Annotated in this window: 17 protein-coding genes; 12 read left to right on the top strand and 5 right to left on the bottom strand. The window is 67.8% G+C overall.

The features are described 5' to 3' along the window. The first annotated feature begins 8 nt into the window (after positions 1–8). Complete coding sequence (locus ACFULV_RS24635) at positions 9–581, top strand: TetR/AcrR family transcriptional regulator (protein ID WP_378660541.1); 573 nt, start codon at positions 9–11, stop codon at positions 579–581. An 83-nt stretch (positions 582–664) separates the two neighbouring features. Next, complete coding sequence (locus ACFULV_RS24630; protein WP_378660538.1) at positions 665–1,861, top strand: Cmx/CmrA family chloramphenicol efflux MFS transporter; 1,197 nt, start codon at positions 665–667, stop codon at positions 1,859–1,861. Between the two features lie 56 nt (positions 1,862–1,917). Here the strand turns inward: ACFULV_RS24630 and dnaE are convergent, their stop codons facing one another. After that, positions 1,918–5,481 (bottom strand): DNA polymerase III subunit alpha, encoded by a 3,564-nt coding sequence (gene dnaE, locus ACFULV_RS24625; RefSeq protein WP_378636768.1) that lies wholly within the window; start codon positions 5,479–5,481, stop codon positions 1,918–1,920. A 201-nt stretch (positions 5,482–5,682) separates the two neighbouring features. On the opposite strand from dnaE, the gene ACFULV_RS24620 reads away from it, so the two are divergent. The 8 genes from ACFULV_RS24620 (at position 5,683) to ACFULV_RS24585 (ending at position 14,729) form a co-directional block, all read left to right on the top strand. Beyond that, positions 5,683–6,861: a sensor histidine kinase gene (locus tag ACFULV_RS24620; RefSeq protein ID WP_378660536.1), complete on the top strand. Its 1,179-nt coding sequence runs from the start codon at positions 5,683–5,685 to the stop codon at positions 6,859–6,861. Positions 6,862–6,921: 60 nt separating this feature from the next. Next, positions 6,922–7,719 (top strand): LytR/AlgR family response regulator transcription factor, encoded by a 798-nt coding sequence (locus tag ACFULV_RS24615; RefSeq protein WP_378636765.1) that lies wholly within the window; start codon positions 6,922–6,924, stop codon positions 7,717–7,719. Continuing rightward, positions 7,716–8,081, top strand: a complete 366-nt coding sequence (locus ACFULV_RS24610; protein ID WP_378660533.1) for a hypothetical protein — start codon at positions 7,716–7,718, stop codon at positions 8,079–8,081. The genes ACFULV_RS24615 and ACFULV_RS24610 overlap by 4 nt, the downstream gene beginning before the upstream one ends. Before the next feature lie 29 nt (positions 8,082–8,110). After that, a complete protein-coding gene (locus tag ACFULV_RS24605; protein ID WP_378660530.1) occupies positions 8,111–9,865 on the top strand; it encodes a cation acetate symporter in 1,755 nt (584 codons plus the stop codon). 152 nt (positions 9,866–10,017) lie between these two features. Continuing rightward, positions 10,018–10,371, top strand: a complete 354-nt coding sequence (locus ACFULV_RS24600) for a DUF485 domain-containing protein (protein WP_378636758.1) — start codon at positions 10,018–10,020, stop codon at positions 10,369–10,371. Beyond that, entirely contained in the window at positions 10,368–12,005 is a 1,638-nt protein-coding gene (locus ACFULV_RS24595; protein WP_378636756.1) for a cation acetate symporter, read from the top strand. Before ACFULV_RS24600 ends, ACFULV_RS24595 begins: the two co-directional genes overlap by 4 nt. Before the next feature lie 77 nt (positions 12,006–12,082). Next, complete coding sequence (acs, locus tag ACFULV_RS24590; protein WP_378660527.1) at positions 12,083–13,987, top strand: acetate--CoA ligase; 1,905 nt, start codon at positions 12,083–12,085, stop codon at positions 13,985–13,987. Between the two features lie 121 nt (positions 13,988–14,108). Beyond that, positions 14,109–14,729 (top strand): LON peptidase substrate-binding domain-containing protein, encoded by a 621-nt coding sequence (locus tag ACFULV_RS24585; protein ID WP_378660525.1) that lies wholly within the window; start codon positions 14,109–14,111, stop codon positions 14,727–14,729. A 2-nt stretch (positions 14,730–14,731) separates the two neighbouring features. On the opposite strand, the gene ACFULV_RS24580 is transcribed toward ACFULV_RS24585, so the two are convergent. After that, a complete protein-coding gene (locus tag ACFULV_RS24580) occupies positions 14,732–15,715 on the bottom strand; it encodes an NAD(P)-dependent alcohol dehydrogenase (RefSeq protein ID WP_378660522.1) in 984 nt (327 codons plus the stop codon). A 196-nt stretch (positions 15,716–15,911) separates the two neighbouring features. Between ACFULV_RS24580 and ACFULV_RS24575 the strand changes: the two genes are divergently transcribed. Continuing rightward, a complete protein-coding gene (locus ACFULV_RS24575) occupies positions 15,912–16,334 on the top strand; it encodes a ubiquinol-cytochrome c reductase iron-sulfur subunit (RefSeq protein WP_378660520.1) in 423 nt (140 codons plus the stop codon). Between the two features lie 55 nt (positions 16,335–16,389). On the opposite strand, the gene ACFULV_RS24570 is transcribed toward ACFULV_RS24575, so the two are convergent. Continuing rightward, on the bottom strand, positions 16,390–16,857 hold the full coding sequence (locus ACFULV_RS24570) for a VOC family protein (protein WP_378636744.1): 468 nt from the start codon (positions 16,855–16,857) through the stop codon (positions 16,390–16,392). A gap of 191 nt (positions 16,858–17,048) precedes the next feature. Here ACFULV_RS24570 and ACFULV_RS24565 point away from each other — a divergent pair, with 191 nt between their 5' ends. Continuing rightward, on the top strand, positions 17,049–17,897 hold the full coding sequence (locus tag ACFULV_RS24565) for a TIGR03619 family F420-dependent LLM class oxidoreductase (RefSeq protein ID WP_378660517.1): 849 nt from the start codon (positions 17,049–17,051) through the stop codon (positions 17,895–17,897). A 13-nt stretch (positions 17,898–17,910) separates the two neighbouring features. On the opposite strand, the gene ACFULV_RS24560 is transcribed toward ACFULV_RS24565, so the two are convergent. Both ACFULV_RS24560 and ACFULV_RS24555 read right to left on the bottom strand, forming a co-directional pair. Then, the gene (locus ACFULV_RS24560; RefSeq protein ID WP_378660514.1) at positions 17,911–18,618 is read right to left on the bottom strand and encodes a hypothetical protein; all 708 of its coding nucleotides are present in this window, start codon (positions 18,616–18,618) and stop codon (positions 17,911–17,913) included. Between the two features lie 5 nt (positions 18,619–18,623). After that, positions 18,624–19,514, bottom strand: coding sequence for a hypothetical protein (locus ACFULV_RS24555; protein WP_378636737.1), 891 nt, complete (start codon positions 19,512–19,514; stop codon positions 18,624–18,626). Positions 19,515–19,587: the final 73 nt, after the last annotated feature.

Below are 19,587 nucleotides of genomic sequence, written 5' to 3'. Positions count from 1 at the left end.
TCGTCGACATGGCCAGACCCAAGGAATTCGACGAGCACCGCGCCGTGGACGCCGCGATGCGGGCGTTCTGGTCCGCCGGTTACGAGGCGACCTCCACCCAGGACCTCTGCGCCGCGACAGGTTTGGGCCGCAGCAGCATCTACAACACCTTCACCAGCAAGCGCGATCTGTTCGATCGCGCTCTGCGCCACTACATGACCACGAAGAACGCCCCCCTCTTCGACATCCTCGGCAGCGACGCACCGGCCAGGGAGCGGATCGCCGACATCCTGCGCCGGACCGCCGAGGCGCCCGATACCGAACCAGCGGGCTGCCTCGTGGTGAACTCGATCGTCGAACTCGCCCCGCACGATGCCGCGGCCCGCGAACTCCTGGACACCGACGGCGAGCGCCGTCTCGACGCGCTCACGGCGACTGTCGAAAGTGGCCAGCGCGCAGGCGAATTCGCCGCCGATCGGGACGCACGCGCCATCGCCCAGTTCCTGACCGCCACCATCAGCGGCATGCGCGTCGCGGCACGCGGCGGCGCCGATCGCGCCACCCTCACCGCGATCGCCGATACCGCGATGCGCTGCCTCTGAGTTCCACCGGCCCACACCGTCTTTCACCATGCCCTTATTTTGAACTGATTGATCCAAAACATTTCGACGTACGAGAGGTTGTCATGCCGACCGCTGTCTACATCCTGGGCTTGTCCATCTTCGCCCAGGGCACCTCCGAGCTGATGCTGGCCGGTCTCCTCCCCGAAATGGCCGCCGACCTGGGCGTCTCCATTCCCAGTGCGGGGCTGCTCATCTCGGCCTTCGCACTCGGCATGCTGGTCGGCGCGCCGCTGCTGGCCGTGGTGACGCTGCGCTGGCCACGCCGTGACGCGCTGCTGGCCTTCCTCGCGATCTTCGTCGCGGCCCATGTCGTGGGCGCGCTGAGCAGCGACTACTGGGTGATCTTCGGGACCCGCGTGGTGAGCGCCTTCGTCTACGCGGGATTCTGGGCGCTGGCGGCGGCGACCGCGGTGAGTCTGGTAGCCCCACAGCTACGCGGACGGGCGATGAGCATCGTCGCGGGTGGACTCACCATCGCCACGATATTCGGGGTACCCGCGGGCACCGTCATCGGCCAGCATCTGGGCTGGCGCGCGGCCTTCTGGGCGGTCGCCGGGCTGTCCGCTCTGACGATGATCGGTGTGTTCACGAAGATTCCCGGCGGTCGACCCGCCACGGTCCCCGCGCTGCGCAGCGAATTGGGGGTGATGGCGAACCCCCGGCTGTGGGTGTCCTACGGCGCCACCGCGCTGTCGACGGGTTCGGCGTTCGTCACCTTCGCCTATCTCGGCGCGATGCTGGCCGACACCACCGGCATCTCGGTGGCATGGGTCCCCGCCGTGCTGGGTCTGTACGGCGTCGGCGGATTGATCGGCATCACGATCGGCGGTCGCTTCGCCGACGCGCACCCGTTCCGCACGCTGTACGTAGGGGCAGCCGGGATGACGGTGGTCGCGGCCGCGATCGCGGTCACCTCGCACTCCCCTGCCCCGATGATCGTGCTCGTGTTGCTGCTCGGCGCTTTCGGTTTCGCCACGAACCCGGCCCTGAACACCCGCGTCTTCACGCTGGCCGACGGCGCCCCCACACTGGCCGCGGCGACCAACTACTCAGCGTTCAACGTCGGGATCACCGTCGGTCCCTGGCTGGGCGGGCTGGCCATCGGCGCGGGACTCGGCTTCACCTCGGTCGGCTGGATCGGCGCCGGGCTCGGTCTGGCCATGCTCGCCACCGTCGGGCTGTCCCATCGGCTGGAACGCGAACCTCGCACGGCCGCTGCCACTTCCGAGCCGCGAGTGCCCGCGCTCACCTACCCGTAACCGCAAGACGTCGAAACCACCCGCGGCAGATACGGGTGGTTTCGACGTTTCGGGGCTCAGCCGAGGCAACCCGGGCCGAGCAGCGCTTTCAGGTCCCCCATCAGCGCGGAGGACGGCGACACTCGCCAGGCGTCGTCGAGTTTGAGCATGGTGGTCTTCTCACGGGCGCCGACGTGGCGGATGAAGACATCCGAGGTGCCCTGGTGCCGGGTGAGAACCTTCTTCAGCTCACCGAGCTTGTCGGGCGTACACATCCGGGTCGTCATGACCACCGCCACCGGCTTGGCCACGCCGATGGCCGAGAGGTCGGGGACGACGAGGTCGTTGGCGATCAGGGAGATGCGGTCGTCACGCACCGAGACGCGGGCCTTCACCAGCACCACGGCGTCTTCGACCACATCCATGCCGTACACCGAGTACGACTGCGGGAAGAACAGCACCTCCACGCCACCGGTGAGGTCTTCCAATTGCGCCGAGGCCCAGGCCAGCCCGTTCTTGTTGATCCGGCGGTTCACCGAGGCGAGGATGCCGCCGATGGTCACCTGCGCGCCGTCCTTGACGTCGCCTTCCAGAATCGCCGGGATGGGGGTATCGACCTGGGCGGCCAGCACGTGCTCGACACCGTTGAGCGGGTGGCCGGACACGTAGAGGCCCAGCATCTCCCGTTCGAGGGCGAGCTTGTGCTTGGTCTCCCATTCGTCCTCGGGGACTTTGACATTGAAGACCGACGCCATCGAGTCGTCGCCGTCGTCGAGACCGCCGAACAGGTCGAACTGGCCGATCGCCTCGGCCTTCTTGGTCGACATCACCGCGTCGATCGCGTCGGAGTGGATCAGCAGCAGGCCCTTGCGCGGGTGCCCGAGTGAGTCGAATCCGCCTGCCTTGATGAGGGATTCGGTGACCTTCTTGGAGCAGGCGATCGCGTCGATCTTGTTCAGGTAGTCGGAGAAGTCGGTGAACTTCGACTTCTCCTTACGCGCGGTGATGATCGAGCCGACCACGTTGGTACCGACGTTGCGGACCGCGCCGAGGCCGAAGCGGATGTCGGTGCCGACGGAGGCGAAGTTCAGCTCCGATTCGTTGACATCGGGCGGCAGCACCGTGATACCCATCTTGCGGCAATCCGACAGGTAGATGGCGGCTTTGTCCTTGTCGTCACCGACCGAGGTGAGCAGACCCGCCATGTACTCGGCCGGATAGTTGGCCTTGAGGTAGGCGGTCCAGAAGGAGACGAGGCCGTAGCCCGCGGCGTGTGATTTGTTGAACGCGTACCCGGCGAACGGGAGGATGGTGTCCCACAGCGCCTTGATGGCGGGCTCGGAGAAGTCGTTGGCGAGCATGCCGTCGCGGAAGCCGGCGTAGGCCTCTTCCAGGACGGACAGCTTCTTCTTACCCATGGCGCGGCGCAGGATATCGGCTTGGCCGAGCGAGTACCCGGCCACCTTCTGCGCGATCTGCATGATCTGTTCCTGATAGACGATCAGGCCGAAGGTGTCGGCCAGGATCTCTTTCAGTGGCTCTTCGAGTTCGGGGTGGATCGGTTTGACTTCTTGCCGGTTGTTCTTGCGGTCGGCGTAGTCGTTGTGCGCGTTCATGCCCATCGGGCCGGGGCGGTACAGCGCGAGGACGGCGACGATATCGCCGAAGCCGGTGGGTTGCATGCGGCGCAGCAGGTCGCGCATGGCGCTGCCGTCGAGCTGGAACACGCCCAGGGTGTCGCCGCGGGCGAGCAGTTCGTAGGTGGCCGGGTCGTCGAGCGGCAGGTTGTCCATGTCCAGATCGATGCCGCGGTTGGCCTTGATGTTCTCCAGGGCATCACCGATGACGGTGAGGTTGCGCAGACCCAGGAAGTCCATCTTCAGCAGACCGATGGCCTCGCACGACGGGTAGTCCCAGCCGGTGATGATCGCGCCGTCCTGGGCGCGCTTCCACACCGGGATCGCGTCGGTGAGCGGCTCCGAGGACATGATGACCGCGCAGGCGTGCACGCCGGCGTTGCGGATCAGGCCTTCCAGACCGCGCGCCGTTTCGTAGATCTTGGCGACATCGGGGTTGCTCGCGATGAGTTCGCGAACCTCGGTGGCTTCCTTGTACCGCTCGTGGTCGGGATCGGTGATGCCGGCGACCGAGATGTCCTTGGCCATGATCGGCGGCGGCAGCGCCTTGGTGATCTGGTCGGCGATGGCGAAACCGGGCTGGCCGAACAGGACTCGCGCGGAGTCCTTGATCGCGGCCTTGGTCTTGATGGTGCCGAAGGTGATCACCTGGGCGACACGGTCGCTGCCCCACTTCTCGGTGGCGTAGCGGACCATCTCACCGCGGCGGCGATCATCGAAGTCGATATCGATATCGGGCATCGACACGCGCTCGGGGTTGAGGAATCGCTCGAACAGCAGGCCGTGCGGGATGGGATCGATATTGGTGATGCCCATCGCGTAGGCGACCAGCGAGCCTGCCGCCGAACCACGGCCGGGGCCGACGCGGATGCCGACCTCGAGCGCGTGCTTGATCAGGTCACCGACGACGAGGAAGTAAGCCGGGAAACCCATTTCGCAGATGACTTTGAGTTCGAAGTCGGCGCGGTCGAGATATTCGCGCGAGGGACCGTCCGGGAAGCGGCGATCGAGACCGTCGAGGACTTCCTTGCGCAACCAGCTGGCCTGGTCGTGGCCTTCGGGCACCGGGAAGATCGGCATCCGGTCGCGGTGGGCCCATACGTCGTCGTAGGGCTGGACGCGCTCGCCGATGAGCTCGGTGTTGTCACAGGCGCCAGGGACTTCGGCGTCCCAGATGGCGCGCATCTCCGCGGCGGACTTGAGGTAGTAACCGTCACCGTCGAACTTGAAGCGGGTCGGGTCCGACAGCGTCTTGCCGGTCTGAATGCACAGCAGCGCTTCGTGGTTGACCGACTGGTCCTTGGTGACGTAGTGGCAGTCGTTGGTGGCGATCGGCGGGATGCCGAGCTGCTTGCTGATATCGATCAGGCCCTCGCGGACCCGGCGCTCGATGGACAGACCGTGGTCCATCACCTCGAGGAAGAAGTTGTCGGCGCCGAAGATCTCCTGCCACTTCGCGGCGGCTTCGAGCGCTTCGCGATCGTGGCCCAGACGCAGCCGGGTCTGCACCTCGCCCGACGGGCAGCCGGTCGTCGCGATGATGCCCTCGGCGTGCTGGGCGATGATCTCCTCGTCCATGCGGGCCCACTTGCCCAGCTGGCCCTCGATGGAGGCCAGGCTCGACAGCTTGAACAGGTTGCGCAGGCCGGTCGCGTTCTCGGCGACCATGGTCATGTGGGTGTAGGCACCCGAGCCCGAGACGTCGTCGCCCTTCTGGCCCGGATCGCCCCACTTCACACGCTTGGTGTCGAAGCGCGAGCCCGGTGCGATGTAGGCCTCGATGCCGATGATCGGCTTGATGCCCGCCTTCTTGGCCGAGTTGTAGAACTCCGAGGCGCCGTACATGTTGCCGTGGTCGGTCATGCCGACCGCGGTCATGCCCAACCGATCCGCCTCCGCGAACAGCGGCGAGATCTTCGCCGCTCCATCGAGCATCGAGTACTCGGTGTGGTTGTGCAGGTGAACGAACGATCCGGACGGAGCCAAGACGGTCCTTCCTCCCATAGAGTCGGCGGGGGTTGGCCTTGGCATTCTATGCACGGGGGTCCGACACATTCGGCAGGCTACGAAGCGCGCCTGGGCGAGAGGCGGCGTGTCGTGGTGAACGTCACCGACGGGCACTCGATCTCGAGAAGAAGGCGACCTGATCCGATTCCGGCACCCACACCGACATAATCGATCGGTGCACTCCGATCGGCCGACTCGATGACCCCCTTCATCGTGGCCGCTGCGGCCCTCGCCCTGCTGGTCGTGGCCTTGCTGGTGTGGCGGCGCACGCAGCGGGTGGTCACCACACCCGCCCAGCGGGCTGTGCACCAAGCGCTGCACACCGCGTCGCTGGCCGCCGTGCCGTTGCGACGTGGGCTGACCGAGGAGTCCGCGAGTGAAGCGGCGCCACACCTGCGGGCTCTCGCGGGCGCCGAGGCGCTGGGCGTGGCCGATGCCGAGGGGACACTGCTGGCGTGGGACGGTCCGCATACCGGGATGTTCGCCTCGTTCGCCGAGGCGGCGCGGCGGGCCGTCGCCGACGAGCGGCCGGTGCTGGTCACCGGTGACGAGCACACGTTGATCGCGCAGCCGTTGCCGATCGACACGGGGGCGGCGGTGGGTGTGCTCGGCATGGTGACGACCGGGACGCCGGGGCCGGGCATGCTCGGGGCGGTCGCGGAGGTGGCGCGCTACGCGTGTGGGCAGTTGGAACTCGCCGAGCTGGATGCGTCGAGGGCTCGGGTCGACCGGGCCGAACTGCGGGCGCTGCGAGCCCAGATCAGCCCGCATTTCATCTACAACGCGCTGAACACGATCGCCTCGTTCGTCCGCACCGACCCGGATCGTGCCCGCGAACTGATTCTCGAATTCGCCGACTTCACCCGCTATTCCTTCCGCGCCGCGGGCGAATTCACCGTGCTCGCCGACGAACTGCGCAATATCGAGCGATATCTGGCATTGGAACAGGCCCGCTTCGGCGACGCGCTCGACGTGCGTCTGCGCATCGCACCGGAAGTTCTCGGTGTCGTGCTGCCCTTCCTCGCCTTGCAGCCACTCGTCGAGAACGCGGTCCGGCACGGCCTCGCCGGCGGCGGCCGAGGCGGCCAGCTGAGCATCGTCGCCACCGACGCGGGCACCGACTGCCTGATCAGTGTCGAAGACGACGGCATCGGCATGGACCCCGACCTCCTGCGCTCCGGCGCCCTCGACGCCGTCGACACCGGCTCCGGCCCGGCCCGCACCGGCGAGGCAGCCCACGTGGGCCTCGCCAACGTCGACGACCGCCTCCGCGCCGCCTTCGGCAACGACTACGGCCTGGTCGTGGAAACCGCACCCGGTGCGGGGACGAAAGTCAACATGCGCGTCCCGAAGTTCCGCGCCGGTATCCGCGCCTGATTCCTCGCGTGGGCGGCGTTCGACACCGCCGCCGAGGGTGCCGGTTACGATGGATGGGTTGTGACTTGGAACACCGATGAACCCTCGACCGCTCTGCGGGTGCTCGCCGTCGATGATGAGAAACCGGCGCTGGACGAGCTCGTGTATCTGCTGAGCACGCAGGCGGGGGTCGGTGAGATCTATCGGGCCGGTGAGGCGACCGGGGCATTGCGGTTGTTGCGGGCACATCCCATCGACGCGGTATTCCTCGATATCGATATGCCAGGTCTCACGGGGATGGAATTGGCGGGAATCCTGTCGGAATTCGCGGAGCCGCCCGCGGTGGTGTTCGTGACCGCCCACGATGATCACGCGGTGGCCGCCTTCGATTTGGGGGCGGTGGATTATCTGTTGAAGCCCCTGCGCGGAGCTCGATTGGGTGAGGCGGTGCGGCGGATTCTGGCGGGACGCATCTCGGTGCCCGCGACGGTCGTGGCGGAGTCCGCACATCCGAGCGAGGTGATTCCGGTGGAGCTCGGCGGGGTGACCACCTTGGTGAACCGGGCTGATGTGGCGTGGGTCGAAGCGGATGGGGATTACGCACGGTTGCATACCGGAAGTGGGTCGCATCTGGTGCGAATTCCGCTGTCGGCGTTGGAATCACGATGGGAGGATGCCGGTTTTCTGCGGGTGCATCGGTCATATCTGGTGGCCTTGCGATTGGTGACCGGGTTGCGCAGCGCGGGGAACGCGACGGTGGTGTGTCTGCGGGCCGAGGGGGCGGCGGGCGCGGTGGAATTGCCGGTGAGCCGACGGCAGGTGCGCGAACTCAAGCAGCGGCTGGTGCACGGGCCTCGGCAGAACTGGTCACAGCGGTGACGGGTCCGCAGCGACCGCCGCGCGAACGCGTGGTGTTGGCGCAGCGGCGGGGTGCGCGTCAGGTGCGCACTCGCACGGAGGTGGTCGAGCAGACCGACCTGGGCGCGGCGCTGATCGGTGGGCTGATCCGGGCGCAGCTGGGTCTGGCCTTGCGGCTCGGGCTGGTGGTGGCGGTCGGGTTCGGCGCGCTACCGGTGCTGTTCCGCATCGACGCGATCGCCGAGGCCGCGGTTCTCGGCATTCGGCTGCCGTGGCTGATCCTCGGCGTGGTCGCGTTCCCGGTGCTGTACGCGGTGGGGTGGTCGTATGTTCGCCTCGCCCAACGCAACGAAGACGACTTCCTGGAACTGGCCGGGGACTGACACATGCCGCGCGAACAGACGCTGACCCCATGAGTCCCGACACTCCCGCGCTCACGGTCGCCGCACTACTGCTGGCGGCGCTCGCCACTGTCGGCATCGGGTTCTACGGAGTGCGCCTGTCCCGCACGACTTCCGATTTCCTTGTCGCTTCACGCACCGTGGGCTCACGGTGGAACGCCGCAGCGATTTCCGGTGAATACCTCTCCGCCGCTTCCTTTCTCGGTGTCGCCGGGTTGATCGCCAAATACGGCGCGGACGCCCTGTGGTATCCGGTGGGTTTCACCGCTGGTTATCTGGGCCTGCTGATGTTCGTGGCCGCGCCGCTGCGCCGATCCGGCGCCTACACCGTGCCGGACTTCGCCGAATTCCGGTTGGGTTCGATTCGATTGCGGCGCATGGCCGCCGGTCTCGTCGTCTTGGTCTGCGCGGTGTATCTGATTCCGCAGTTCCAAGGAGCCGGACTCACGCTGCACATTCTGCTCGGAGTACCCGCCTGGGTAGGTGCGGTCTCGGTCGGCGCGATCGTATCGGCGAATGTGATCGGCGGCGGAATGCGCTCTGTGACCTTGGTGCAGGCCTTCCAGTACTGGCTGAAGTTGACGGCGGTGGCGGTGCCCGCGCTGGTGCTCGGAATGCATTTCCTCGGCGACGAACGACCGGTCGCCACCCCGGTACCGCCCACGGTCGACGCGCGCACCACCGTCGACATCTCCACCGATGTCGTCGTGCACCTGGATGTTTCACAACAGGTCACGATCACCGGAACACTCGACGGGCAACCCAGCGCGGGACCGGTGGTGCTGACACCGGGCGATCACACCCTCACCGAAGGCAGCGAACTGGTCCTCGCGCCGGGCTCGGCCGTTCCGGTGGTGGCCGGAGCACCGGCCGACGGCGCGAGCTGGGTGGCGCCCGGCGGCGGCTTCGGCGGACAACATCCGCAGTACCAGGTGTTCTCGCTGATCGTGGCGACCTTCCTCGGCACCATGGGACTGCCGCATGTGCTCGTTCGCTTCTATACCAATCGTGACGGCCCGTCCGCGCGGCGGACCGCGCTCACCGTGATCGGGCTGGTCGGCGTCTTCTACCTGTTCCCGATCCTGCTCGGCGTCTTCGCCCGCCTCTACGTGCCCCAATTGCTGATCACCGGCGCCTCCGACGCGGCGGTGGTGCTGCTACCGGGCGCGGTGCTCGGCGGACTCGGCGGACAACTGCTGGCCGCGCTGGCGGCCGCCGGGGCGATCGCGGCATTCCTGTCCACCTCGTCGGGGCTGCTGGTCAGCTTGGCGGGTGTGCTCAGTACCGACGTGCTGCGCGGCCGGATCCGGGACTTCCGCCTCGCCGCCCTGGTCGCGGGCCTGGTCCCGCTGACCCTCGCGGTCACCGTGGCGTCCCTGGATCTGTCGCGCACCGTCGCCCTGGCCTTCTCGGTGGCCGCGTCGACGCTGTGCCCGCTGCTCGTGCTCGGCATCTGGTGGCGCGGACTCACCGCGACCGGTGCGGCCGCGGGCATGCTCACCGGCGGCGTCACCGCCGGCGGAGCGACCGTGCTGGCGGTGCTCGGTGGCGTCTCCCCCGACCTGGCGAACGGGTGGCCCGCCGCGATCGTCGACTATCCGGGCGCGGTGAGCGTACCGCTGGCCTTCGCGGTGACCATCCTGGTCAGCCTCGCCACCGCGGGTCAGGATCCCCGGGCGGTGGCGGGGGTGTTCCTGCGCATGCACGCCCCCGAACGGCTCGGGATGAGTGCGGATCGCGACCCCGAAACCGCCACTCGCCGGTGATCTCGCACCGACCGTTCGTCGCACCACACCGACCGCTCACCGCACGGGCGGCCACCTTCACCGAGTGACCCACACCACACCACCATGCGCTCGCGTCCGGGGACCTACCGTCATCTCCACGCACGACCCCCCTTCACGCTAGGACGACCGGCATGACCCAAACCGACACCGAGGCGCCAGATCCGCGCACGCCGAGTGCCGACGAATGGCTCGCGGTACAAGCGAGTCCGCAGTTCCAAGATCTGCGAAACCGGCTGCGCCGCTTCATCTTCCCGATGACCGCGCTGTTCCTGGTGTGGTATCTGAGCTATGTGCTGCTCGGCGCGTACGCGCACGACTTCATGGCGCAGAAGGTCTTCGGCAACATCAACGTGGGCCTGCTGCTCGGCCTCGGGCAGTTCGTCTCCACGTTCCTCATCACCGGGCTCTATGTCCGATTCGCCAACCGTGAACTGGACCCGCGCGCCGCGGCCATCCGCGACGAACTCGAAGGGGGCCAGGCATGAGCGTCACCCTTGCCGCGTCTTCGACGGTGGGCAATCCCATCGCCAATATCGCCATTTTCCTGCTGTTCGTCGCGGTCACCATGGTCGTGGTGATCCGGGCCAGCCGCAACAACGCCAGCGCCGCGGACTATTTCACCGGCGGACGCGGCTTCTCCGGCCCGCAGAACGGCATCGCCATCGCCGGTGACTACCTGTCGGCCGCGAGCTTCCTCGGCATCGCGGGCGCGATCGCCGTCTACGGCTACGACGGGTTCCTGTATTCGATCGGGTTCCTCGTCGCCTGGCTCGTCGCGCTGCTGCTGGTGGCCGAAATGCTGCGCAACACCGGCAAATTCACCATGGCCGACGTACTCAGCTTCCGGCTGAAGGAAGGCCCGGTGCGCACCGCGGCCGCGCTGACCACCCTCACCGTCTCGCTGTTCTATCTGCTCGCGCAGATGGCGGGCGCCGGCGGCCTGGTCGCGCTGCTGCTCGATATCTCCAGCCGCACCGGGCAATCCATCGTCATCGCGGCCGTCGGTGTGCTGATGATCGTGTATGTGCTGGTCGGTGGCATGAAGGGCACCACCTGGGTACAGATCATCAAGGCGGTGCTGCTGATCGCCGGTGCCGGTCTGATGACGGTGATGGTGCTGTCGAAATACGGGTTCAATTTCTCCGACATCCTCGGTGCCGCACAGGAATCGGTGAGCGAGTCCACCAGCAAGGCGGTCGCCGCCCGCGACGTACTCGCTCCCGGCGCGCAATACGGCGGCAGCGAGATGTCGAAGCTGAACTTCCTGTCGCTGGGCCTGGCCCTGGTACTCGGCACCGCGGGTCTGCCGCACGTGCTGATGCGCTTCTACACGGTCCCGACCGCGAAAGAGGCTCGGCGCTCGGTGGTGTGGGCGATCGGCCTGATCGGCGCCTTCTACCTGTTCACCCTGGTGCTCGGTTACGGCGCGGCGGCCATCGTGGGCCCGGACAAGATCCTCGCCGCGGCGGGTGGCCAGAACTCGGCGGCGCCGCTGCTGGCGTTCGAACTCGGCGGGGTGATCCTGCTCGGGGTGATCTCGGCGGTCGCGTTCGCGACGATCCTCGCGGTCGTGGCCGGACTCACCATCACCGCATCGGCCTCGTTCGCCCACGACATCTACGCCAGTGTGATCAAGAAGGGCAAGGTCGACGAGGTCAAGCAGGTGCGGGTCTCGCGGATCACCGCGGTGGTGATCGGTGTGCTCGCGATCGGTCTCGGCATCCTCGCCAACGGCCAGAACATCGCGTTCCTGGTGGCGCTGGCGTTCGCGGTGGCGGCGGCGGCGAACCTGCCGACAATCCTGTATTCGCTGTTCTGGAAGCGCTTCAACACCACCGGCGCGCTGTGGTCGATGTACGGCGGCCTGATCTCGACCATCGTGCTCATCGTGTTCTCGCCCGCGGTATCGGGCAACAAGACCGCGATGATCAAGGATGCGGATTTCGACTGGTTCCCGCTGTCCAACCCGGGCATCGTGTCCATTCCGCTGGCGTTCGCGCTCGGTGTACTGGGCACCTTCCTGGGTGGCCGTGGCGAGCAGGTCGACCAGGCCAAGGCCGCGGAGATGGAAGTCCGGTCCCTGACCGGCGTCGGTGCGGAGAAGGCGATCTCGCACTGACGCCCACCCTGCCCGTGCCGGTGGTTCGCCCCACCGGCACGGGTTGTACCCCCATGCTTTTCGAAGGAGAGATTCTTGTGACCAGTTACCCGCCCGCCCCGGAGTTCGTCGCGCAGGCCAATGCCGATGCCACGCTGTACGAGCGGGCGCGCACCGACCGCGACGGTTTCTGGGCAGAGCAGGCCAACCGGCTGCACTGGCACAAGCCCTTCACCGAGGTACTCGACTGGACCGACGCACCGGTCGCGCGCTGGTTCGGCGACGGCGAGCTCAATGTCGCCTACAACTGCCTCGACCGCCACGTCATCGACGGCCACGGCGACCAGGTCGCCATCCACTGGGAGGGCGAACCCGGCGACTCCCGCGCGATCACCTACGCGGAGTTGCTCGATGAGGTGTGCCGGGCCGCGAACACTTTCACCGCGCTGGGACTCGCGGCGGGCGATCGCGTCGCGATCTACATGCCGATGGTGCCCGAAGCGATCGTGACGATGCTGGCGTGCGCGCGGCTCGGTCTCACCCACTCGGTGGTGTTCGCCGGGTTCTCCCCCACGGCGCTGCGCCAGCGGGTCGACGACGCCGAGGCCAAGCTGATCGTGACCACCGACGGGCAGTGGCGTCGCGGCAAGCCCGCCGCGCTGAAGTACGCCGTCGACGAGGCGCTGGGTTCGGATCCGTCGAGCGTCGAGCATGTGCTGGTGGTGCGCCGGGTCGGCCTGGACGTGCCGTGGACCGAGGTGCGCGATCTGTGGTGGGATGAAACCGTCGCTGTCGCTTCACCTTCGCACGAGGCACAGGCCTTCCCCGCCGAGCATCCACTGTTCATCCTCTACACCTCCGGCACCACCGGAAAGCCCAAGGGCATCCTGCACACGACCGGCGGCTACCTCACCCAAACCGCCTATACCCACCACAACGTGTTCGACCACAAAGCGGGACACGACATCTACTGGTGCACCGCCGACATCGGCTGGGTCACCGGGCACAGCTACATCGTCTACGGGCCGCTCGCTAACCGCGCGACGCAGATCGTGTACGAGGGCACGCCGAACTTTCCCGACCAGAATCGTCATTTCGAGATCATCGAGAAGTACGGCGTCACCATCTATTACACCGCGCCGACGTTGATCCGCACGTTCATGAAGTGGGGCCGCGAAATCCCCGACGCCCACGATCTGAGCACGCTGCGACTGCTGGGCTCCGTCGGCGAACCGATCAACCCCGAAGCCTGGCGCTGGTACCGGGAAGTCGTCGGCGCGAACAAGACTCCGATCGTCGACACCTGGTGGCAGACCGAGACCGGCGCCATCATGATCGCGCCGCTGCCCGGCATCACCGACACCAAGCCCGGCGCCGCGATGGGCCCGCTGCCGGGGATCTCCGCCAAGGTCGTAGACGACGACGGCACGCCACTGGGGCCCGATGAATCCGGGCTGCTCGTCCTCGATCAGCCGTGGCCGTCGATGCTGCGCGGCATCTGGAACGACATGGACCGCTACCGCGAAACCTATTGGCAGCGTTTCGCTTCCGACGGCTGGTACTTCGCCGGAGACGGGGCCAAGCTCGATGCCGACGGTGATCTGTGGATCCTGGGGCGCGTAGACGACGTCATGAATGTGTCCGGTCACCGCATCTCCACCGCCGAGGTGGAATCCGCGCTGGTCGGGCACCCGGCCGTCGCCGAGGCCGCGGTGGTCGGTGCCTCCGACGAGACGACCGGGCAGGGAATCGTCGCCTTCGTCATCCTCACCGGATCGGCGGCCACGGCCGACGCGCTCGTGTCCGAGCTCGAGGCAGCGGTGTCGCTCGAGATCAGTCCGATCGCGAGGCCGCGCGAGATCCACATCGTGCCGGAGCTGCCCAAGACCCGCAGCGGCAAGATCATGCGCAGGCTGTTGCGCGATGTCGCCGAGGGCCGAGAGCTCGGTGACACCTCGACACTGGTCGATCCGACGGTATTCGAGTCGATCGCCACCGCGTGAAGCAACGGCTGGCCCATGTCACCGTGGGCCGGACCCGAACCTGCCGAAAGGACACAGCGTGAGCGCGCCGGATGGGCACAGTAGGCGCGACACCGGGCATGCTGGGACGGTGGAGATACCTATGTTCCCGCTGGGAGCGGTGCTGCTACCCGGTGAGTCGTTGTCGTTGCAGATCTTCGAGCCGCGGTACGTGGCGCTGGTCGAGGACTGCATGGACGGTCGGCGGGAGCCGGAATTCGGTGTCGTGCTGATCGCGCGCGGGCACGAAGTGGGCGGCGGTGAGGTACGCACGGAGGTGGGCACCGTCGCCCGGATCACCGAGGTCATCGAACTGCCCGGCTCGCGATACCGGCTGCGCTGCAAGGGAACCGACCGCATTCGCATCGAGAAGTGGCTCGTCGACGCGCCGTATCCGCAGGCGGAAGCCGAAACATGGCCGGACGACCCCGGCAGCGACGACAGCGCGTTGCTGGCGGGTTTGCGTGAACGCGCGGACCGCTTGCACACCCTCACGGCGCAGTTCGCGCGACGCAACGGCATCCGCCGTCCGCCGCCGTCCGCCTCGCTGGACGATCTGTCCGACGATCCGACCACGCGGTCCTACGAGCTCGCGGCTCGCCTGCCGATCGGCCCGACCGATCGCCAGGCGGCCCTGTCCGCGCCGAACGCGCACAGTCGGCTGAAGACCCTGTCCGCCTCCGTCGACGACGCGATCGCGATGATGGAGTTTCGCCTGCTGTGACGTCAGCCCGCCGGCGCGATGGTGATCACGATCTTCGCGCGGGCGTGTTCGGTCTCCATGTACTCGATGGCGGCGGGCGTATCCGCCAGTGGGTCGGTCCGGTCGATGGCCGGGCGGAGCAGACCCGACTCGATCAGTTCGCGGAGCTCGGTGAGCGACTCCGGCGTCTGCTGCGCCAGCGGAGCACGGATGGCCGGTTTCACGAACGGTCGAGCCAGCTGACCGCGCGCGAGCAGGCCGACCGGGCCGAACCAGCTGCCGCCGTCGAAGTTGCCACCACCGGACAGGACCAGCGTGCCGGTGGGTTCGACCAGTCGGAGCAGTTCCCGCAGCGACCGCGTTCCGGCCAGGTCGAGGACAGTGTCGTAGCGGCCGGTCAGAGTATCGCGGGTGTAGTCGACGACGCGTTCGGCGCCGAGTGCGCGCGCCGCCTCGACATTGCGGGTGCTGCACACCGCGCTGACCCGCGCACCCCGTGCCCGGGCGATCTGGACCGCGAAAGTGCCGACGCCACCGGACGCGCCGATGATCAGCACCCGCTCGCCGTCGACGACGTGACGCAGGCAGGTCAGGGCGGTATTGGCGGCCAACGGCACCGCCGCCGCCTCCTCGAAACTCAGGTTCGCCGGCTTCCGGTCGAGCAGCCCCCGGGGCACCGCGACGTATTCCGCGAACGCACCGCTGACCGCCTCCCCGAAGACTTCGTCGCCCACCGCCAGATCCGTGACACCGTCCCCCACCTGCTCGACCGTCCCCGCGAAATCACCGCCCTGCACCGGATTCGCCGGTCCCCGGCGGCCGAAGACCGACCGATCCATCCACCGCGCGATCTTCGGATCTCCCCGCATCACATGCCAATCCCGCGCATTCACCGACGCGGCGTGAACGCGGACCAGCACCTCCCCCGCTCCCACTGAGGGCCGCCCGACCTCCGCGGTCGCCAACATCGCCGATGACCCGTATACCTGCTGCACAATCGCCCGCACACCGAGAACGCTAGGCGCCCTGACCGCCCACCCACATCAGGGAATCCCCCGATACGTCCGGAGATTTCACGCCGGGTCACCGGCTCGACATCGGAATCGGTCGAACCGGGAGGGAGTGTGGGCCGTTGACAGGGAAGGAGCCGGTGGGCGTGAGAAGCGGGCCGGCAGCCTCATCAACGGAAGCGGAGAACGACCGATGACCATCAACGATTTCTCGCTGAACCGCCGCACCGTCGTGGTGGGTGTCGGCGCCTTGGCCGCCGCGGCGACGTTGACCGCGTGCGGTGGCGACGACAACACCGAGTCGGCAGCCGCTGCTCCACCCGAACCGGGGGCGCCGGCGGGGGCGCTGACCACGGTGGCCGATGTTCCGGTGGGTGGTGGTGTGATCGTCGGCGACACCGTCGTCACGCAGCCGACCGCGGGCACTTTCGTCGGGCTGTCATCGACCTGCACGCACGCTGGATGCAAGGTCGCCACCGTGGCCAGAGGCACGATCAACTGCCCGTGCCACGGCAGCCGATTCGAGCTCGACGGCGCGGTACGCGGCGGCCCGGCGACCGCGCCGCTGCCCGCCAAACCTGTTCGCGTCGAGGGGAACTCGATCGTTCCCGCGTAACGCGCGGCACGCCCGCACCGCGGCCTTCGCGCACGGTGCGGGCGTGCCGATCCGATCAGCCCGCGTTCATCATGTCGGACATGCGCCGTTCCATTTCCTCCGGCGAGACGTCCTCGATGTGGGTGGCCACGGTCCAGCGGTGACCCCACGGGTCCTCGAAGGCGCCGCTGCGGTCGCCGTAGAACTGGTCGGTCATGGGAGTGATGGCGGTAGCGCCCGCGTCGAGGGCCGCGCCGAAGGCGGCGTCGGCGTCGGCGACGTAGACCATCAGGTTCACCGGCGAACCGCCGACGGCCTTCGGGTCACTGAAGCCGATCTCGGGGACCGGATCGCCCACCATCAGCACCGAATCGCCGACGAGCAGTTCACTGTGGACGATGGTGCCGCCGGGGCCGTCCATCTTCATGCGCACGGTGGCGCCGAAGACCGCGGTGTAGAAGTCGATCGCGGCGGCCGCTCCCACGCACGCCAGGCCGGGACAGATCCGCGGATAACCTTCAGGAAAAGGGGAAACATCAGACATCGGATACCTCCGTGTCGAGAGTGATGCTCGGACGACCACCAGCGTATTCCCCTCGCCTGATCGGGAAAAGGGCGTCGCCGTTTCGGCCATCCGCTGAGATCAGGACTAGTAGAACTCGTTTTACTCCTGTAGAACTTGTCTCAGGTTTAGAACCTGTTTCAGTTTTGCTGCCGAAGTCGGAGGGCCGGGACGTGCGCTACGGGGTTGTCTTGTTCACCAGTGACCGGGGCATCGCGCCCGCCGATGCGGCCAAGGCCGCCGAGGACGCCGGATTCGACGCGTTCTACGTCCCCGAGCACACCCATATCCCGGTCGTGCGGGCCGCGGCCCATCCGCAGACCGGCGACTCCTCGCTACCCGACGACCGGTATCTGCGCACGCTCGACCCGTGGGTCGCGCTGGCCACCGCCGCCGCGGTCACCGAGCGGATCACCCTGTCGACAGCGGTCGCGCTGCCCGCCGAACACCACCCGATCACCCTCGCCAAGACCATCGCCTCGCTCGATCACCTGTCCGGTGGGCGGGTGGAGCTGGGTGTGGGATTCGGCTGGAACACCGACGAACTCGCCCATCACGGCGTTCCGGCGAACAAGCGACGCACGGTGTTGCGCGAGAACCTCGACGCGATGCGGGCACTGTGGTCGCAGGAGGAAGCCGAATTCGCCGGCGACTTCGTGAAGTTCGGCCCGAGCTGGTCCTGGCCGAAGCCGGTGCGCGCCGGGGTTCCGGTGCTGCTCGGAGCGGGCGGTACCGAGAAATCGTTCGGATGGCTGGCCGCCAACGCGGACGGTTGGATCACCACCCCGACCGAAGGCGACCTGGGCGCCAAAGTCGAGCTCCTGCACCGGGTCTGGAAGGAAGCGGGCCGCGACGGCACCCCACGGGTGATCGCGCTGGCCGGTCGTCACAACGCCGAGCAGCTCGCGAGCTGGGCCGATCAGGGCGTCACCGAGGTGGTCTTCGGGCTTCCCGACAAGAGTGCCGACGAGGTCCGTGGCTACCTCGGGCACCTCGGCGGGAAACTCGCAGTCTCGGCGTGAACTCGAGCCGGTCTCAGCCGCGGAGTTTGCGCACTTGCGCCGCGGTGAGATCGGCGAGCACACCGGGATCGACGACTTCCGGTGCCGTGACGACAACCTGAACCAGCGTGTTCCCCACTTGGACAAGCGATGTTGCCGACGTGAGGGTGAGCCCCTCGCTCGTGGCGGTCAGGGTGAACGCCGAGCCCGCGTCGCCCGCGGGCGGCTGCGCGAGCGCGCTGGTTCGATACTCGATCCGCACGCCCGCATCGTCGCCGGAGTAGCTGGTGCAGCGCCGGGGCTGCGCCTGGAGCGCGTCGAAGGCCGGCACCAGCGCCGCGTCCGGGTAGCTGGCGGCGTCGATGTCGATGGTGGCGAAGCTGGGCCCCGCGAACTGCACCGACGCGGCGGCAGCCGACCCCGGCCACTGCTGCGCGATCGGCGAGAGCAGCCGTCCGCAGTCCGGCGGATCCGTCAGCGCCGCGGGCGGCACCGCGGGCTCGTCGGACTCACCGCGCGACGGTACGACCGCGAAATCACCGGGCAGATCGGTAGCGGCGAGCAGACCGGCCGACAACTGCGCCGCATCGCGGATCACGGCCCCGGTTCCCGGTGCGGCCGTGACGGCGGCGGAGAACGGACCCGATCCCGGCGAGTCCACCGCGTCGTCGGCCCCACAGCCCGCGACGCCGACCAACCCGACACACGCCGAAACAGCCGCGCCTACGCGCAGCGAATCCACCCGCATCATTCCGTCCAGGAGACGCGGGTCGACTGCGTCTGCACCAGGGTGCTCACACTGCGCGCGTCGCGGTAGGTCTGCTGCCCACCGATCTCGATGGAACCCGAAACCGGCAGCGGCATACCGAGATCGATGGTGATCGAGCCGACGCCCTCCATGACGTAGCCGTCGATGTCGAGCTCACCGGCGTCGTTGGGCAACTCCCACACGTTGTCGGTGGGCGTCTGATTCACCTGGAGATCGATGGTGAGCCGATCGCCCTCGCGGCTGGTGAGCGTGGCGGTGGTGATCTGGTCCAGGGTGACCCCGCCGGTGATCTGCTGGTGCACCGTCCACACCGCGCCGACGCCGACGGGCTGGTCCGGGAACGCGATCGACTGGTACACAGCCTGATAGAAGGCCTGTTCGAGCGCGGCCCGCGCGGTGTTCGGGGTGTCCGGCGACGGCGCCATGCGCAGCTCGGTGATCGCACCGAAGTCGCTCATCCCCAAACCGGCGTGTGAACCGTCGGCGGAGGTGAACGCCTTGTTGAGCGCGGGGTCGGGAGTGGTGACCGCACCGACGGTGAGATCGACGCCGTCGGCGCCCGTGCGCGCGGTCATCGGGATGGTCAGCGCGGCAGGCGAGAAGTCGCGAGCGGGCTGATCGTTGACCTGCTGCTGGATCCGGTAGTCGGTGCGCAGCGTCACCTCCTGCGTGGTGCCCGCGGCATAGCGCGGCCGCAGCAGATCGCGCGGCTCCTCGCCGGGCGAGACCATCGTGGTGACCGCGGCCGAGATCGGCACGGTGACTTCCTTGCCGATGCCGAGCGGCTCGGTGCCGTCCACCTCCGCGGCAGGGGCCGAGCGATCGGCGCAGCCGGCGCCGAAGGTCGCGAACCCGAGCACGAGCGCCACCAGTAACACCCCGGGGCGCGCGATGCGGGGTAAGCGAGATCTAGACAACACCGTCACAGCCATCAGGGTACGA

Source organism: Nocardia sp. NPDC057272 (genome assembly GCF_042668615.1).
In the GTDB taxonomy this organism is placed as follows: Bacteria; Actinomycetota; Actinomycetes; order Mycobacteriales; family Mycobacteriaceae; genus Nocardia.
Note: the sequence above shows the minus strand (reverse complement) of the source record. Positions and strands in the feature narration are given on the sequence as shown.

Coding starts and splice junctions, on each gene's coding strand:
- ACFULV_RS24635 (WP_378660541.1), top strand. CDS start 9: ATGGCCAGACCCAAGGAATTCGACGAGCACCGCGCCGTGGACGCCGCG.
- ACFULV_RS24630 (WP_378660538.1), top strand. CDS start 665: ATGCCGACCGCTGTCTACATCCTGGGCTTGTCCATCTTCGCCCAGGGC.
- dnaE (WP_378636768.1), bottom strand. CDS start 5,481: ATGGGAGGAAGGACCGTCTTGGCTCCGTCCGGATCGTTCGTTCACCTG.
- ACFULV_RS24620 (WP_378660536.1), top strand. CDS start 5,683: ATGACCCCCTTCATCGTGGCCGCTGCGGCCCTCGCCCTGCTGGTCGTG.
- ACFULV_RS24605 (WP_378660530.1), top strand. CDS start 8,111: ATGAGTCCCGACACTCCCGCGCTCACGGTCGCCGCACTACTGCTGGCG.
- ACFULV_RS24600 (WP_378636758.1), top strand. CDS start 10,018: ATGACCCAAACCGACACCGAGGCGCCAGATCCGCGCACGCCGAGTGCC.
- ACFULV_RS24595 (WP_378636756.1), top strand. CDS start 10,368: ATGAGCGTCACCCTTGCCGCGTCTTCGACGGTGGGCAATCCCATCGCC.
- ACFULV_RS24585 (WP_378660525.1), top strand. CDS start 14,109: ATGTTCCCGCTGGGAGCGGTGCTGCTACCCGGTGAGTCGTTGTCGTTG.
- ACFULV_RS24575 (WP_378660520.1), top strand. CDS start 15,912: ATGACCATCAACGATTTCTCGCTGAACCGCCGCACCGTCGTGGTGGGT.
- ACFULV_RS24570 (WP_378636744.1), bottom strand. CDS start 16,857: ATGTCTGATGTTTCCCCTTTTCCTGAAGGTTATCCGCGGATCTGTCCC.